This window comes from Nocardia sp. NPDC005825, assembly GCF_040630175.1.
GTDB lineage: Bacteria > Actinomycetota > Actinomycetes > Mycobacteriales > Mycobacteriaceae > Nocardia.
This window is the reverse complement of the sequence record NZ_JBEXXC010000007.1, coordinates 285,427-300,310: the sequence shown is the minus strand read 5'-3', so window position 1 is coordinate 300,310 and position 14,884 is coordinate 285,427. Positions and strand designations below refer to the sequence as shown.

Annotated in this window: 15 protein-coding genes; 6 read left to right on the top strand and 9 right to left on the bottom strand. The window is 69.2% G+C overall.

From position 1 onward, the window contains the following. The first annotated feature begins 41 nt into the window (after positions 1–41). The 4 genes from ABZ382_RS21185 (at position 42) to ABZ382_RS21170 (ending at position 3,216) form a co-directional block, all read left to right on the top strand. A complete protein-coding gene (locus ABZ382_RS21185) occupies positions 42–1,181 on the top strand; it encodes an epoxide hydrolase (protein WP_357091224.1) in 1,140 nt (379 codons plus the stop codon). 44 nt (positions 1,182–1,225) lie between these two features. Beyond that, entirely contained in the window at positions 1,226–1,807 is a 582-nt protein-coding gene (locus ABZ382_RS21180) for a TetR family transcriptional regulator (protein WP_357091222.1), read from the top strand. Between the two features lie 81 nt (positions 1,808–1,888). Continuing rightward, positions 1,889–2,650 carry an SDR family oxidoreductase gene (locus tag ABZ382_RS21175; RefSeq protein WP_357091221.1) on the top strand — a complete coding sequence of 254 codons (762 nt, stop codon included), beginning with the start codon at positions 1,889–1,891 and terminating at the stop codon, positions 2,648–2,650. Positions 2,651–2,790: 140 nt separating this feature from the next. Continuing rightward, positions 2,791–3,216, top strand: coding sequence for a DUF4254 domain-containing protein (locus tag ABZ382_RS21170; RefSeq protein ID WP_357091219.1), 426 nt, complete (start codon positions 2,791–2,793; stop codon positions 3,214–3,216). Between the two features lie 28 nt (positions 3,217–3,244). Here the strand turns inward: ABZ382_RS21170 and ABZ382_RS21165 are convergent, their stop codons facing one another. The 6 genes from ABZ382_RS21165 to ABZ382_RS21140 are packed head-to-tail and all read right to left on the bottom strand — an operon-like array spanning position 3,245 to position 11,285. After that, positions 3,245–5,188 carry an acetoacetate--CoA ligase gene (locus tag ABZ382_RS21165; protein ID WP_357091217.1) on the bottom strand — a complete coding sequence of 648 codons (1,944 nt, stop codon included), beginning with the start codon at positions 5,186–5,188 and terminating at the stop codon, positions 3,245–3,247. Between the two features lie 5 nt (positions 5,189–5,193). After that, positions 5,194–6,027 (bottom strand): CoA ester lyase, encoded by an 834-nt coding sequence (locus tag ABZ382_RS21160; protein ID WP_357091215.1) that lies wholly within the window; start codon positions 6,025–6,027, stop codon positions 5,194–5,196. After that, entirely contained in the window at positions 6,024–6,557 is a 534-nt protein-coding gene (locus ABZ382_RS21155; protein ID WP_357091213.1) for a MaoC family dehydratase, read from the bottom strand. Before ABZ382_RS21155 ends, ABZ382_RS21160 begins: the two co-directional genes overlap by 4 nt. Continuing rightward, positions 6,554–7,714 carry an acyl-CoA dehydrogenase family protein gene (locus ABZ382_RS21150; RefSeq protein WP_357091211.1) on the bottom strand — a complete coding sequence of 387 codons (1,161 nt, stop codon included), beginning with the start codon at positions 7,712–7,714 and terminating at the stop codon, positions 6,554–6,556. The genes ABZ382_RS21155 and ABZ382_RS21150 overlap by 4 nt, the downstream gene beginning before the upstream one ends. Beyond that, entirely contained in the window at positions 7,711–9,717 is a 2,007-nt protein-coding gene (locus ABZ382_RS21145) for an acetyl/propionyl/methylcrotonyl-CoA carboxylase subunit alpha (RefSeq protein ID WP_357091209.1), read from the bottom strand. Before ABZ382_RS21145 ends, ABZ382_RS21150 begins: the two co-directional genes overlap by 4 nt. Before the next feature lie 5 nt (positions 9,718–9,722). Further along, positions 9,723–11,285, bottom strand: a complete 1,563-nt coding sequence (locus ABZ382_RS21140; RefSeq protein WP_357091207.1) for a carboxyl transferase domain-containing protein — start codon at positions 11,283–11,285, stop codon at positions 9,723–9,725. 112 nt (positions 11,286–11,397) lie between these two features. On the opposite strand from ABZ382_RS21140, the gene ABZ382_RS21135 reads away from it, so the two are divergent. Continuing rightward, positions 11,398–11,991: a TetR/AcrR family transcriptional regulator gene (locus tag ABZ382_RS21135; protein ID WP_357091205.1), complete on the top strand. Its 594-nt coding sequence runs from the start codon at positions 11,398–11,400 to the stop codon at positions 11,989–11,991. 102 nt (positions 11,992–12,093) lie between these two features. Here the strand turns inward: ABZ382_RS21135 and ABZ382_RS21130 are convergent, their stop codons facing one another. Continuing rightward, the gene (locus tag ABZ382_RS21130) at positions 12,094–12,861 is read right to left on the bottom strand and encodes an enoyl-CoA hydratase (RefSeq protein WP_357091203.1); all 768 of its coding nucleotides are present in this window, start codon (positions 12,859–12,861) and stop codon (positions 12,094–12,096) included. 35 nt (positions 12,862–12,896) lie between these two features. Next, entirely contained in the window at positions 12,897–13,340 is a 444-nt protein-coding gene (locus ABZ382_RS21125) for an SRPBCC family protein (protein ID WP_357091201.1), read from the bottom strand. Between the two features lie 65 nt (positions 13,341–13,405). Between ABZ382_RS21125 and ABZ382_RS21120 the strand changes: the two genes are divergently transcribed. Beyond that, the gene (locus tag ABZ382_RS21120) at positions 13,406–14,626 is read left to right on the top strand and encodes a TetR family transcriptional regulator (RefSeq protein WP_357091200.1); all 1,221 of its coding nucleotides are present in this window, start codon (positions 13,406–13,408) and stop codon (positions 14,624–14,626) included. 21 nt (positions 14,627–14,647) lie between these two features. On the opposite strand, the gene ABZ382_RS21115 is transcribed toward ABZ382_RS21120, so the two are convergent. Beyond that, a complete protein-coding gene (locus ABZ382_RS21115; protein WP_357091198.1) occupies positions 14,648–14,851 on the bottom strand; it encodes a hypothetical protein in 204 nt (67 codons plus the stop codon). Between the last annotated feature and the right edge of the window lie 33 nt (positions 14,852–14,884).

Here is a 14,884-nt window from a genome sequence, read left to right as displayed (position 1 = left end):
CGTGGTCTCCAGATCGTTCGCCGACACCATTGGGAGCCATGATGACCAGCGCCGATATCCGCCCGTTCCGGATCGCCGTCCCACAGTCCGATCTCGATGACCTCACCGACCGGCTGGCGCGGGCCCGCTGGACTCGGCAGCTTCCGGGACACGGCTGGGAGCGCGGCGTTCCGGTGGATTACCTGCGTGAGCTGGCCGAGTACTGGCGCACCGAATTCGACTGGCGCGCACAGGAGGCCGCGCTCAATGAGTTCCCGCAGTTCCTGACCGAGATCGACGGGCTGGACGTGCATTTCCTGCACGTGCGCTCCGATGATCCGCATGCGCTGCCGCTGATTCTCACCCACGGCTGGCCGAACAGCTTCGTGGAGTTCTCGAAAACCATTCCGCTGCTGACGAATCCGCGTGCACACGGCATGGAGTCGGCGCAGGCGTTCCATGTCGTGATTCCGTCGGTGCCGGGCTTCGGCTTCTCGGCGGCGCCGCGCGAGACGGGGATGAAGCCGCACATGGTGGCACGCATGTGGGTGGAGCTCATGGCCCGGCTGGGCTACGACCGGTACGGCGCACAGGGCGGCGACCTGGGCGCGTACGTGGTGCAGGAGATGGCGATCGCCGATCCGGGTCACCTGATCGGCGTGCACATCGACGGCGGGATCGGGCTGCCGACCGAGGCCGATGTCCCCACGATGACGGCGGCGGAGCGCGTGGAGTGGGATCTCATGCAGAAGTGGCAGTCCGGCGTGAATCACCATGTCCTGCTCCGTCAGGCGCCACAGACCTTCGCGCACGCGTGGACCGATTCGCCCATCGGGCTACTGGCCTGGCTGGTTCACAAGTTCAAGGAGTTCTCGCCGCTGGCGGACCAGCTGGAGGAGGCGGTGGACCGCGATCAGCTGCTGACCAATGCGGCCGTCTACTGGTTCACCGATACCGCCGCCAGCTCGTCGTGGCCGATGTACAACGGCCTCGGCGACGATGGTTTCGCCTGGCCGACCGGTCAGAAGCTGGTCCCGATGGGCGTGTACTCCGGCGGTTCGCCCCTCATGCGCCGCCTGGCCGAGCGTGACAACGCGGTCGCGTACTGGCCCGAGGGCAATACCGGCAACCACTTCCTGGCCATGGACGTGCCCCGGGCGCATGCGGCTGATATCCAGCGGTTCTTCGGCCTCATCCCGTGATCAATAATTGACCGGTCGGTCTCGATAGTCGTACGCTGCTCGTCATGGCGAGGACCAAGGAGTTCGACCCGGACACCGTGTTGCGCCGTGCTCTCGAATTGTTCTGGGAGCACGGCTACGAAGCGACATCGATGGCGGATCTGGTTGTGCATCTTGGGATTGCCAAGGCAAGCATCTACGCCACCTTCGGCGGCAAGCGCGACCTCTACCTGAAGGCGCTGCAGCGCTACCTCGAGACCACCGATCCGGCGATCATGGCCGAGCTGTCGCAGCCGGGTCCGGTACTGCCGGCGGTACGGGGACTGGTGGAGCGCTTCGTGCGCGAAGCTTCCAGTCCCGATTCGTATCTGGGCTGCATGGTGGTGAACAGCGCGGTCGAGCTGGCGCACCGCGACGAGGCCGTGGCGCGACTCGTCGAGTCCAGTTGGGCCTACCTCGAGACGACGCTGACTTCGGCCCTGCTCCGGGCCCGCGCGCAGGGTGAACTCGGCGCGGATTCCGATCCGCGCGCACTTGCCCGATTCATCCTGGTTTTCTTTCAAGGCGTGCGAGTTCTGGAGCGCGCACCGGATTCCGCTGCGCGCCTGCGTGATGCTGCCCGAGTCGCCGTATCCGTCCTCACCTGAACGGTTTTCCGATCCATCCACAGGTTTCACGCCTATCTTCGTTCAAGACCGATCGTTCTACAAAAGGAGCTATGGACCGTCATGAGCGCACGATTCGATGACAAAATTGTGCTGATCACCGGCGGCGCGGGCACGATCGCCGGGGCGACAGCCCAGGCGTTCGCCGATCTCGGGGCCACGGTGGTGCTGGCCGGCCGCGATGCGGGTCAGCTGGCCGAGGCCGCGGGGCGGGTTCGCACCCAGGGCGGGAAGGCGGACTGGGTGGTCGCCGACGTCACCGACGCGGCGCAGGTGGCCGCCATGGTCGAGGAGGTCGTGCGCCGGCACGGCGGCCTGCACGTGGCGTTCAACAATGCCGGAATTCTGGGTACCCCGGCCGCGGTCGGCGATCTCGGCGACGAGGATTGGCAGCGGGTGCTGAATGTCAATCTGACCGGGGTTTTCCTGTCCATGAAGTACGAGATCGCCCATATGCGCGGCAATGGCGGCGGTGTCATCGTGAATATGGCGTCGAATATCGGTTCACACGGGCGGCGGCCGGGACTGGCCGCCTATGCGGCGTCCAAAGCGGCGGTCAGCGTGCTGTCGCAGACCGCGGCGCGCGACCATATCGGTGACGGCATTCGTATCAATGCGGTCAGCCCGGGGGCGACCGATACGCGAATGTCGTTCCGTCCCGGTGAAACTCGTGCGGACCGGGACGCCCGGGTGGCCTCGGCGATTCCGCTGGGCCGGGTCGGGGATCCGGCCGAGATCGCGGCGGCGGTAGTCTGGCTGGCCTCGCCGGAATCCGCTTTCGTCATCGGGCACGATCTGGTGATCGACGGTGGCGCCACCGCCTGATCTCACCGATTACGCGCCGCGCGCCGCGAGGTTCCCCTAGCGGAATGGCAGTGGGCTGTTGAACCGGCAGACATGTGCCTGTCATCTGCGCTGACTAATCTTCTTGAAATTCGCAGGTCGCGGTATTAGGAGCAGTAGCGATGAGGGACACACTGCCATCCAAGAACCAAGTCCTTCAGGCTTGCCGTGGGACAGGTTTTCCCGGACATCCACTATTGCGCGCCGCGCACGATCTGACCGGACTTCACGAGCGCCTGCTCAGCGCCCAGCCGGAGCAGCTCACCGAACTCGACACGCGCCGTTCGAATTTGGTGCACGAGATCGACTGCTGGGTGACGGCGCAATTGCCACCATCGCACGGCGCGGCCCGCGTGCACACCGAGACGCTCGGCGCGGTCATCGACCGGCTGGCCCGGCTCACCGCCGCCGCCTATGCCGCCTTGGCGCGCGAGTCCGGCCGGGATCTCACCGTGGCCTGGGAGCATCTGGCCGAATTGGCCGTCGGCTACGAGGATTTGGCGTCGGAGGTGTGCACCGGGCGGCGGCGCCTGCCCGGTGCGCACTGAGTAACTCCGCTCATCAGCGGGTTTCCGGTTATCCGCGAGGCTTCTGGGCGGCGTACCAATCGAGCAGTTCGGGCACGTCGACGGCGGTGGGGGCCACCACGGTGGCGGCTTCCGCGCCCTGGAAGAGCTTCTTGATCGGCACTTCCAGCTTCTTGCCGGTGCGGGTGTGCGGAATGCCGGGGGCGGCGATGATTTCGTCGGGGACATGCCGCGGGGACACCTCGGCGCGAATGGTCGCATTGATCCGGCCGCGCAATTCCTCGGTCAATTCGACGCCGGGGGCGAGCACCACGAACAATGGCATCCAATAGCCGCCGTCGGGCTGTTCGGCACCGATGACCAGCGCTTCGGCGATCTCCGGAATACGTTCCACCGCCTGGTAGATGTCGGCGCTGCCCATCCGGATGCCCTGCCGGTTCAGGGTGGAATCCGAGCGCCCGTGCACGACGATGCTGCCGTGGCCGGTGATGGTGATCCAGTCGCCGTGCCGCCAGACGCCGGGGAACATCTCGAAGTAGGCGTCGCGGTAGCGGGAGCCGTCGGCGTCGTTCCAGAACGACACCGGCATGGACGGCATCGGCTTGGTGATGACCAGCTCACCGACCTCGTCGCGAACCGGATTGCCCTGTTCGTCCCAGGCGTCCAGGGCCACACCGAGATACGGGGCCGACAGTTCGCCCGGCCACACCGGCACGGTACGGACGCCGCCGATGAACGCCGACACCACATCGGTGCCGCCGCTGATCGAGGCCACCGGCACCCGCTCGCCGACATTGTCACGCAGCCACAGCGAGGACGACGGCGGCAGCGACGAGCCGGTGATGCCGACCAGCCGCAGCGCGGACAGGTCGTGGTCGGTGCGCGGCACGGAGCCGGCCTTGGCGCAGGCCAGTACATAGCCGGGGCTGGTGCCGAGCACGGTGGCGCGGGTGCGGGCGGCCAGCTGCCACAGCGCGTCCGGGGTGGGCGCGGCGGGGCTGCCGTCGTAGCAGACGATGGTGGCGCCGACCAGCAGTCCGGCGATCTGGAAGTTCCACATCATCCAGCTGGGGCTGGTGTACCAGAAGAACGTGTCGTCGGGCCCGATGTCCGATTGCAGGGCAACGGCTTTCAGGTGCTCCAGCAGCACGCCGCCGTGTCCGTGCACGATGCCCTTGGGCTTGCCGGTGGTGCCGGAGGAGTACAGCACCCACAGCGGGTGCGCGAAGTCCACGGCCTCGATGCCGAAGTCGACATCCGCGTCGCCCGGATCGACATTCGCCCAGGCGATCGCGTCCGGGACGGCCGCACCGATGCGCGACACCACCACGGTCCCGGCCAGCGACGGCAGGCCCGCGCGCAGCGCCGCGATATCGGCGGTCTTGTCGTGCACCTTGCCGCCGAAGCGGTACCCGTCGGCCGTGACCAGCACCTTCGGGTCGAGTTGGCCGAGCCGGTCGAGGGCGGCCTGCGCGGAATAGTCCTGCCCGCAAGCGCTCCAGACGGCTCCGATACCGGCGGTGGCCAGGAAGGCTATGACGGCTTCGGCGATGTTCGGCAGGTATCCGGCGACCCGGTCGCCGGGGCCGACGCCCAGTTCGCGCAGGGTGCGCGCGAACGCGGCGGCGGTGGCGACCAGCGCGGCCCAGGAGATCTCGGTGATCTCGCCGGTCTCGTCGACCGACAGGATCGCGGGCCGGTCGTCACGAACCTGCCGCAGCACCTGCTCGACATAGTTCAGCCGCGCCCCCGGGAACCACTGCGCGCCCGGCATTTCCGCGGAGCCGAGCACCTCGCCGGTCCGATCGCCGAGGTCGAAGTAGTCCCAGAGCGCGCCCCAGAACCCTTCCAGGTCGTCGATCGACCACTGCCACAAGGCCTGATAGTCCGGGAAGGACAGTCCTGTCCGCTTCTCGGCGAACAGGGCGAAGCTGGTCACCTGGGCCTCGGCGAGATCGTCGTCGCTCGGCACCCACTGTGGTTCCACCGCCATACCTCCTACGACGCGTATCCCGCGCTGCCGGCCGCGTCGGCCCGCTGCACGATGCGCTCGGCGTGCCGGATGACCGGCATATCCACCATGCGCCCTTCGAAGGTGAAGACACCCCGATGGTTGGGTGCTTCCACCAAAAGCCTTTGCGCCCAGTCGACCTCCGTGGGGGCGGGCGCGTAGGCGGTCCGGATGACCGGCAGCTGACTGGGGTGGATGGCCACCTTGGCGTCGAAGCCGATGGCCACCGCGTCCTCGGACTCCGCGGCCAGCCCGGTCAGATCCGGGATGTCGAGATACACCGAGTCCAGCGCGAACTTGCCGTACGCCTTGGCCGCCAGCAGCGACTGCGACCGCACGTGCCGGGCCACATCGCGGTAGCCGCCGTGCGCGTGCCGGCTGGAATTGCCGCCGAGCGCGGCGACCAGGTCCTCCGCGCCCCACATGACACCGATGGCATTGCGCACCATGACCGCCCGGCCGACGGCGAGCGCGCCCAGCGGGGATTCGATGAGCGCGATCACCTCGTAGTCGGTGAGCCGCGTGATCTGCTCGGCCGATTCGCATTTCGGCAGCATGATGCGGCGGTACTCGGTGCGCACCAGGGCGTCCAGGTCGAGCATGTGCTCGAGGGTGCCCGCGGCGTTCACCCGCACGACGGTGCGCTCGGGGTCGAGTGGGTTGGCGATCAGTGCCTCGCGGGCCGCGGCCTTGTCGGATTCGGCGACGCCGTCCTCGAGGTCGATGATGACCACGTCGGCCGCGGCGAGCGCTTTACCGTAGCGCTCGGGGCGGTCGGCGGGGCAGAAAAGCCAAGCGGGGCCGGGCATTTCCCAACTCATGACGATTCCTCCAGCGAGCTGGGCAGGGGGTTCCGCCGCACCAGGGTCTTGCGGACGGCGGTGGCCACGACGTCGCCGTGCTGATTGCGTCCGGTGTGCGCGAAGGTCACGATGCCCTCGCCCGGACGGCTCTTGGACTCCCGCAGGTCGGTCACCACGGTCTCCGCGTACAGCGTGTCGCCGTGGAAGAGCGGCTTGGGGAACGCGATATCGGAGAAGCCCAGGTTCGCGACGATGGTCCCCTGGGTCAGCTGCGCGACCGACAGACCGACCAGCGTCGAGAGCGTGAACATGGAGTTCACCAGACGCTGATGGAACGGCGGCAGCGCGTCGGAGAACGCCGCGTCCAGGTGCAGGGCCTGGGTGTTCATGGTCAATGTCGTGAACAGCACATTGTCGGCCTCGGTGATGGTCCGCCCCGGCCGGTGTTCGTACACCACGCCGATCTCGAACTCGTCGAACCACAAGCCGCGCTGGACGACCCGCTTCACCTCGACCGTGTCCGACGGACGCTCGCTGCGCTCGGTCACAGGCCGAGCTCCCGACCGATCAGCATCAACTGCACCTCCGTGGTGCCCTCACCGATTTCCAGGATCTTGCTGTCGCGATAGTGCCGGGCCACAGCATATTCGTTCATGAACCCGTAGCCGCCGAAGATCTGCGTGGCGTCGCGGGCATTGTCCATGGCGGCCTCGCTGGCGACCAGCTTGGCGATGGCGGCCTGCTTCTTGAACGGCTTGCCGGACAGCATGAGCGCGGCCGCGTCGTAGTAGGCGGTGCGGGCCATGTGGGCGCGGGTCTCCATGCGGGCGATCTTGAAGGCGATGGCCTGGTTGCTGCCGATCGGGCGGCCGAAGGCCTCGCGCTCCTTGGCGTAGCGGACGCTCTCGTCCACGCAGCCCTGGGCCGCGCCGACCGACAGCGCGGCGATGGCGATCCGGCCCTCGTCGAGGATGCGCAGGAAGTTGGCGTAGCCGCGGCCGCGCTCGCCGAGCAGGTTCTCCTCGGGCACCCGGACGTCGACGAAGCTGAGCGGGTGGGTGTCGGAGGCGTTCCAGCCGACCTTGTTGTAGGCGGGCTCGGCGGTGAAGCCCGGGGTGTCGGCGGGAACGATGATCGTGGAGATCTCCTTCTTGCCGTCCACCGCCCCGGTGACCGCGGTGACCGTCACCAGCCGGGTGATTTCGGTGCCCGAGTTGGTGATGAACTGCTTGGAGCCGTTGATGATCCAGCTGTCGCCGTCGAGGACCGCGGTGGTGCGGGTGCCGCCCGCGTCACTGCCGGCGCCCGGCTCGGTGAGGCCGAACGCGCCCAGCGCGCGCCCGCTGGCCAGCAGCGGCAGCCACTCCGCCTTCTGCTTGTCGTTGCCGAAGCGGTAGATCGGCATGGCGCCCAGCGAGACACCGGCCTCCAGGGTGATGGCGACGCTCTGGTCGACCTTGCCGAGCTCCTCGAGCGCCAGGCACAGCGCGAAGTAGTCGCCGCCCATGCCGCCGAACTCCTCGGGGAACGGCAGGCCGAACAGGCCCATGTCGGCCATGCCGGAGATGACCTCGTACGGGAAGCTGTGCTCGGCGTCGTGCTTGGCGGCGACCGGGGCCACCACCTGGTTGGCGAAGTCGCGGACGGTGAGGGCGAGTTCGCGGTACTCGTCCGGAAGCGTTCCGGTGGACAGGAAATCGGTCATGACTGGGTGTTCTCCTCGGCGATGATGCGAGCCAGCGGCTGTTCGAGTTTCACCTGCGCGCCCGGCTCGACCAGCAGTTCGACGCGGCCGGCGATGGGGGCGGTGAGGGTGTGTTCCATCTTCATGGCCTCCACGACCACGATGGGGGCGCCCGCCGCGACGACATCGCCGTCGGCGGCGGGGGTGGCGATGACCGAACCCGGCATGGGGCTCTGGATCTCGGCGTCGCCGACGTGGGCGTCGCCGACGCGGACGTCGGCCTCGGCGACCTCCCGCAGCAGGGCCGTGCCGGTGCGGTCGGCGACCCAGATGTGCCCGGGCGCGGTGGCGACCCGGTAGCGGCCGCGCAGGCCGTCGATGGCGAGGGTGAGCGCGTCGCCGTCGGAATCGACGGTGAGGGTGCGCCGCTCGCCGTCCTCGATCCAGGTGGTGGCCCGGTCCGGGGTGCCGGAGAAGAACACGTGCGCGGTGCGGTCACCGCCGATCAGGCGGATGCCGAAGGGCGCGTGCGCGCCGACCCGCCAGCCGGTGGGCAGCTGCCACGGGTCCACCGGGCCGTCCGGCCAGTGCCGCAGCCACAGCCGCGCGGCGGCCGCGATGAACTGCTCGTCGGTGACGGCGGCCGGGGCGAAGTCGGCGGCGCGGCGGTCCAGCAGGCCGGTGTCGAGCCGACCGGCGAGGACGTCCGGGTCGGCGAGCAGGAAGCGCGCGAAGTCGGTGTTGGTGCGCACGCCGAGGATCTGCGTGTCCCGCAGGGCCGCGTCGAGTCTGGCGATCGCCGCGCCGCGGTCGGCGGCGTGCGCGATGACCTTGGACAGCATCGGGTCGTAGTCGGAGCCGACGACCGTGCCGGTGCGCAGGCCCGAATCCACCCGCACGCCCGGGCCTTCCGGCTCGGACAGGGCGAGCACGGTGCCGCCGGTGGGCAGGAAGTCGCGGCCCGGGTCCTCGGCGTACACGCGCGCCTCGATGGCGTGCCCGGTGAGCCGGACGTCCTCCTGCGCGGCGGACAGCTTCTGCCCGGCCGCGATCCGCACCTGGCATTCGACCAGGTCGACGCCGGTGACCAGTTCGGTGACCGGATGCTCCACCTGCAGCCGGGTGTTCATCTCCATGAAGAAGAACTCGTCCGGCTGGTCCGCGGAGACGATGAACTCGACGGTGCCCGCGCCGACGTAGTCGACGCTGCGCGCGGTATTGCAGGCGGCCGCGCCGATCCGGGCCCGGGTGCGCGCGTCCAGCAGCGGCGACGGGGCTTCCTCGATCACCTTCTGGTGGCGGCGCTGCAGGCTGCACTCGCGTTCGCCCAGGTGCAGCACGTGACCGAACTGGTCGGCCAGGATCTGCACCTCGATGTGGCGGGGGCGGGTGACGAAGCGTTCCAGGAACAGGGTGTCGTCGCCGAAGGCGGCCCCGGCCTCGCGGCGGGCGCTGACCAGGGCGGCGGGCAGGTCGGCGGGATCGTCGACCCGGCGCATGCCCTTGCCGCCGCCACCGGCGGACGGCTTGACCAGCACCGGGTAGCCGATCTCGGTGGCGGCCGCGATCAATTCGGCGTCGGTGAGACCCGGCTTGGCGATGCCGGGCACCACGGGCACGCCGTATTCGGCGACCGCGTTCTTGGCGGTGATCTTGTCGCCCATGATCTCGATGGCGCGCGCGGACGGGCCCAGGAAGGCGATGCCCGCCGCCTCGAGCGCGGCCGCGAACGTCGAATTCTCCGACAGGAAGCCGTATCCCGGGTGCACGGCCTGCGCGCCGGAGCGCACGGCGGCGGCGACCACCTTGTCGATGTTCAGGTAGGACTCGCGGGCGGCGGCCGGGCCCAGCCGGACCGCGGCGTCGGCCTCGCGCACGTGGCGGGCGTCGGCGTCGGCGTCGCTGTACACCGCGACCGATCGAATTCCCATGTCGCGCAGGGTGCGAATGACCCGGACCGCGATCTCGCCGCGATTGGCGACCAGCACGGTATCGAAGACGACGGGGGTTGCCTTGTTCATCATGGTCATCACATCCGGAAGACGCCGTAGGAGACGGGCTCGAGCGGGGCCTGCGCACAGGCCGAGAGGGCCAGGCCGACAACGGTTCTGGTGTCGGCGGGGTCGATGACGCCATCGTCCCAGAGCCGGGCCGTGGAGTAGTACGGATTGCCCTGGGCCTCGTACTGCTCGCGGATCGGGGCCTTGAACTTCTCCAGATCCTCCTCCGACTGGTCACCGCGCACCGTCGCCAGCACCGACGCCGCCTGCTCGCCGCCCATGACGGAGATGCGGGCGTTCGGCCACATCCACAGGAAGCGCGGCGAGTACGCGCGCCCGCACATGGAGTAGTTGCCCGCGCCGTAGGAGCCGCCGATCACCACGGTCAGCTTCGGCACCCGGGCGCACGCGACCGCGGTCACCATCTTCGCGCCGTGCTTGGCGATGCCGCCCGCCTCGTAGTCGCGCCCGACCATGAAGCCGGTGATGTTCTGCAGGAACAGCAGCGGGATCTTGCGCTTGTCGCACAGTTCGATGAAATGCGCGCCCTTCATGGCGGATTCGCTGAACAGCACGCCATTGTTGGCGACGATGCCGACCGGGTGGCCGTGGATCCGGGCGAAGCCGGTGACCAGGGTCTTGCCGTATTCGGCCTTGAATTCCTGGAATTCGCCGCCGTCGACGATGCGGGTGATGACCTCGCGGACGTCGTAGGGGGTGCGCAGGTCCACCGGCACCACGTCGTACAGCTCGTCCTGCGGCGCGATCGGGTCCACGGTCGGCGCGACGTCCCACGGGGTGGGCGTCTTCGGGCCGAGGGTGGCCACGATATTGCGCACGATGCGCAGCGCGTCCTGATCGCTCTCGGCCAGGTGGTCGGTGACGCCGGAGGTGCGCGAGTGCAGGTCGCCGCCGCCCAGTTCCTCTGCGGTGACGACCTCGCCGGTGGCCGCCTTCACCAGCGGCGGGCCGCCCAGGAAGATGGTGCCCTGATTGCGCACGATGACGGTCTCGTCGCTCATGGCGGGGACGTACGCGCCGCCCGCGGTGCACGAGCCCATGACCGCGGAGATCTGCGCGATCCCCTTGGCGCTCAGGTTCGCCTGGTTGAAGAAGATGCGGCCGAAGTGCTCACGGTCGGGGAACACCTCGTCCTGGCGCGGCAGGTACGCGCCGCCGGAGTCGACCAGGTAGACGCACGGCAGGTTGTTCTGCAGCGCCACTTCCTGGGCGCGCAGGTGCTTCTTGACCGACATCGGGTAGTAGGTGCCGCCCTTGACCGTCGCGTCGTTGGCGAGGATCACGCACTCGCGCCCGGAGACCCGGCCGATGCCGCCGATCACGCCCGCACCCGGGCATTCGTCGTCGTACATGCCGTTGGCCGCCAGCGGCGACAGCTCCAGGAACGGGCTGCCGGTGTCGAGCAGCTGGTCCACCCGCTGGCGCGGCAGCAGCTTGCCGCGGGCCAGGTGCCGTTCCCGGGACTTCTCGGGCCCGCCCAGCGCGCTGACGGCCAATCGCTCCCGCAGCTCCTCGACCAACGCCAGGTGCGCGTCCCGGTTCCCGGTCCGCGTCTGTTCGCTCAGCGTCATCCGCTCCGCCTCCCCGTGCGTCCGATCCGGTCCGCTCGGTTAGTCACCAATAACTGGAAAATAAGATAATCTTCACTAACTGAGTTGTCCAGCACCGCTGAAAGGAGCCACGGTGAACAGTGCGACGGAATCCGTGGGGCTGACCCGGCGCGAGCAACTCAAGGCGCAACGTCGCGAGCAGCTCCTGGAAGCAGGCGCGCGCCTCATCGCGGACCGCGGATTCCTCGGCATGCGGCTCGACGATCTGGGCGCCGCGGCCGGCATCAGCGGCCCCGCCGTGTACCGGCACTTCCCCAACAAGGAAGCACTGCTGGTCGAGCTGCTGGTCGGCATCAGTCAGCGGCTGCTCGACGGCGGCCGGTCCGTGGCGCTCGCGGCGGGTTCGCCGCGCGAGGCGCTCGGCGGCCTGGTGGACTTCCACCTCGACTTCGCGCTCGGCGAGCCCGAGCTGATCCGCATCCAGGATCGCGACCTGGAGAATCTGCCGGAGTCCGCGCGCCGTCAGGTGCGGCGCACGCAGCGGCAGTACGTGGAGGTGTGGGTGGCGGTGCTGCGCGAACTACGCCCCGAGCTACCCGAGCAGGCCGCGCGCGTCCAAGCGCACGCCACCTTCGGCCTGATCAACTCGACCCCGCACAGCGCACCGGCCAGCGCCACCAAGGCACGGCCGATCCTGCGGCGCATGGCGCTCGCCGCCCTGGACTGACTCCCCCACCGGCGACCGGCTCCCCCACCCGCCCGAACGAGCGGTGGCGCGGACGGAATCGAATCCGTCCACGCCACAGGCTGTTTCACCGCTCCGATCGACTCAGTTCGCGGACGACCCGCTGATCCGGGTCTGCGCCGCGGCCAGGCGGGCGGCGAACTCGGGGGACTCCAGCGACGCCAGCTGCGGGACCACCTCGGTGCTGACCGCTTCGGCGTGGGTGGGCAGGGCGCGGGTGGCGCGCATGGTGCGCTTGGTGGTGATGAGCAGCTCGCGCGGGACTTCCGCTGTCGCGGAGGCGTATTCGACGGCGGCGGCGACCAGGGCGGCGTGGTCGCCGTCGACGACCCGGTGCACCAGTCCGGCCGCGGCCGCTTCGTGCGCGTCGAGCACCTCACCGAACAGCGTCATGGCCGTCGCCTGCTGCGGGCCCACGGCGCGCTGCAGCATCCAGGTCATGCCGCCGCCGGGGTGGATGCCCAGGCGCAGGAAGCGAGCGTCGAAGCGGGCGTTGGGATTCGCGAAGCGCAGGTCCGCGGCCAGGGCCAGGTTCAGGCCGGCGCCCACGGCCTGCCCGCCGACGGCGGCGATGGTCGGGAGTTTGCAGCGCGCCACCGCGAGGAAGCCTTCGTAGATGGCGCGCAGGCCCTCTTCCTTCGCCTCACCCAGGGCGGTGAGGTTGGCGCCCGCGCAGAAGGCCGGTGGCGTGCCGGTGACCACCAGGGCGTGCACCGATTCGTCGGCCTCGGCGTCGGCCACCGCGTCCGCGAGATCGGCGGATAGATCCAGCGTCAACGCATTCCGCTTGTCGGGGTCGTGCACCGTCACCAGCGCCACGGAGTTCAGGCGCTCCACCTTGATCTCGGCCATGGCCCCAGATGGTAACGGCGTGCGGGCCGCCGCGTTCACGCACCGCGTAGTTCGCGCGCGGCGGTCCGCAACACCATGTCGAAGCTGAGGCTCACCACCGGGGCCGACAGGAAGGTCCACATCGGCGCGAGCACGGGCGCGGCGATCTCGAAGGTCGTCGACCAGCGCACCAGGGTGCCGCCCTCGACCGGCTCGCAGCTGATGGAACCCTCCTGATGCCGCAGGCGCGGAACGGATTTCAGTCCGCGGTACCGCATCAGCCGGGGCGGATCGTATTCGGTGATCTCCTGGGTGAGCCGCATGAGCGGGGTCACCACCAACCGCACCGCGCCCACGCCGTTGCCCGCGGTATTGCCGGGGCGGACCAGGGTGACGCGGCGGACGAACGGAACCCGTTGATAATTCGCGACATCGGTGAGCCAATCGAAGACATCCGCGGGCGGGGCGGCGATGGTGCGTTCGACGTCAACCGTGCGCATCCCGGCAGACTACCCAGATCGGCGGCGGGACGTCGGCCGAAATGCCTGGTGACTACCATTGCGATATGACCGTCGAGGAGCAGCCGCAGCGCGTGATCCGCCGCCGCCCGAAGAATCGGCGCGCGCAGATCGCCGCCACTTCGGCCGCCGCCTTCGGATCGCTCGGCTACCACGGCGTGAGCATGGAGGACATCGCCACCCGGCTCGGTATTTCGTCGGCCGCCCTGTACCGGCACTATCCGAGCAAGTACGCGCTGTTCCGGGAGGAATTGCTCCGCCTGTCGCGGCTCACCGCCGAGGCGGCCACGCTGCCCGACGAGTCCGAGGGCCTGTCCCCGCGCGCCCGGCTGAACCGAGTGCTGGATCGGATGATCGCCGAGACCATCGCCAATCGCGCCACCGTCACCCTGGTGCGCTGGGAGCGCCGCTATCTCGACGACACCGATCGGCAGATCCTGGAGGAGCAGTTCATCGTGGCGCTGACCACGTTGCGCGCGCTCATCGCGGACGTGCGGCCCGAACTCGACGGGCACGACCGCGCGGTGCGGGCGGTGTCGATGCTCAGCGTCATCTCCAGCATCGGCGACCACCACGCCACGCTGCCCGCGAAATCGCTGACGGCCCTGCTGCATTCGGCCTGCGACGCCATCCTCGACACCGAGCTGCCGCCGGAGGGCACCGCGGCGGAGCCGCCGCGGGCGGTGGAGATCCCGCGCAGCTTCAAGCATGAGCTGCTGTTGAAGAAAGCGGTGGAGCTGTTCCACCAACGCGGCTATCCCAATGTGAGCGTGGAGGACATCGCGGCGGCGGCCGATCTGTCGGCGGCCTCGGCGGTGTACCGGTACTACCGCAGCAAGGGCGATCTGCTGGCCGCCGCGTTCCGCCGGGCGGCGGACCGGGTGTCCGGGGCGATCGGCCCCGCCGTGGCGACCTCGTCGAGTCCGGCCGAGGCGCTGCGCAAACTGGTGGATCTGTATGTCGCGGGATCGTTCGCCGAGCGCGAGCTGACCTTCGTGTACTACGCGGAGTTCGGCCATGTCTCGGCCGAGGAGCGCACCATGCTGCGCAATGTGCAGCGGCTCATCGTGGCCGAGTGGGTGCGGCTGCTGGTGGCGGTGCGCCCGGAACTGTCCGAGAACGAGGCGCGCATCCTGGTGCAGGCCGGGTTCGGTCTGGTGGTGGATCTGGGGCGGGAGTTCGGCGATCACGCGTCGATCTGCCCGCCGCCCAGGGTGATCCGGCTGATGGAGGTCACCCTGTTCGGCGCCGACACGCCGGAGCGCTGAACCTTTTCGAAGGCGGGAGGGCTAGGCCTTCAGCGCGGTCAACGGGACGAACGGCGCGTAGTCGCAGACGTGCCCGTTGTCCCACTCCCACAGCGAGACCGGGTCGACGGCGACGCCGCTCTGCAGGATGAGCCGCCAGCCGCCGTCCTCCCGCTGCCAGATATCGCCGTCCCGGTCCCAGTAGAGACCGATCACGTGTGGTTCCAGGGGCTCGGGCCGGCTCATATCTCCCTCTCATAGCTAATCTTCAGCGATTGC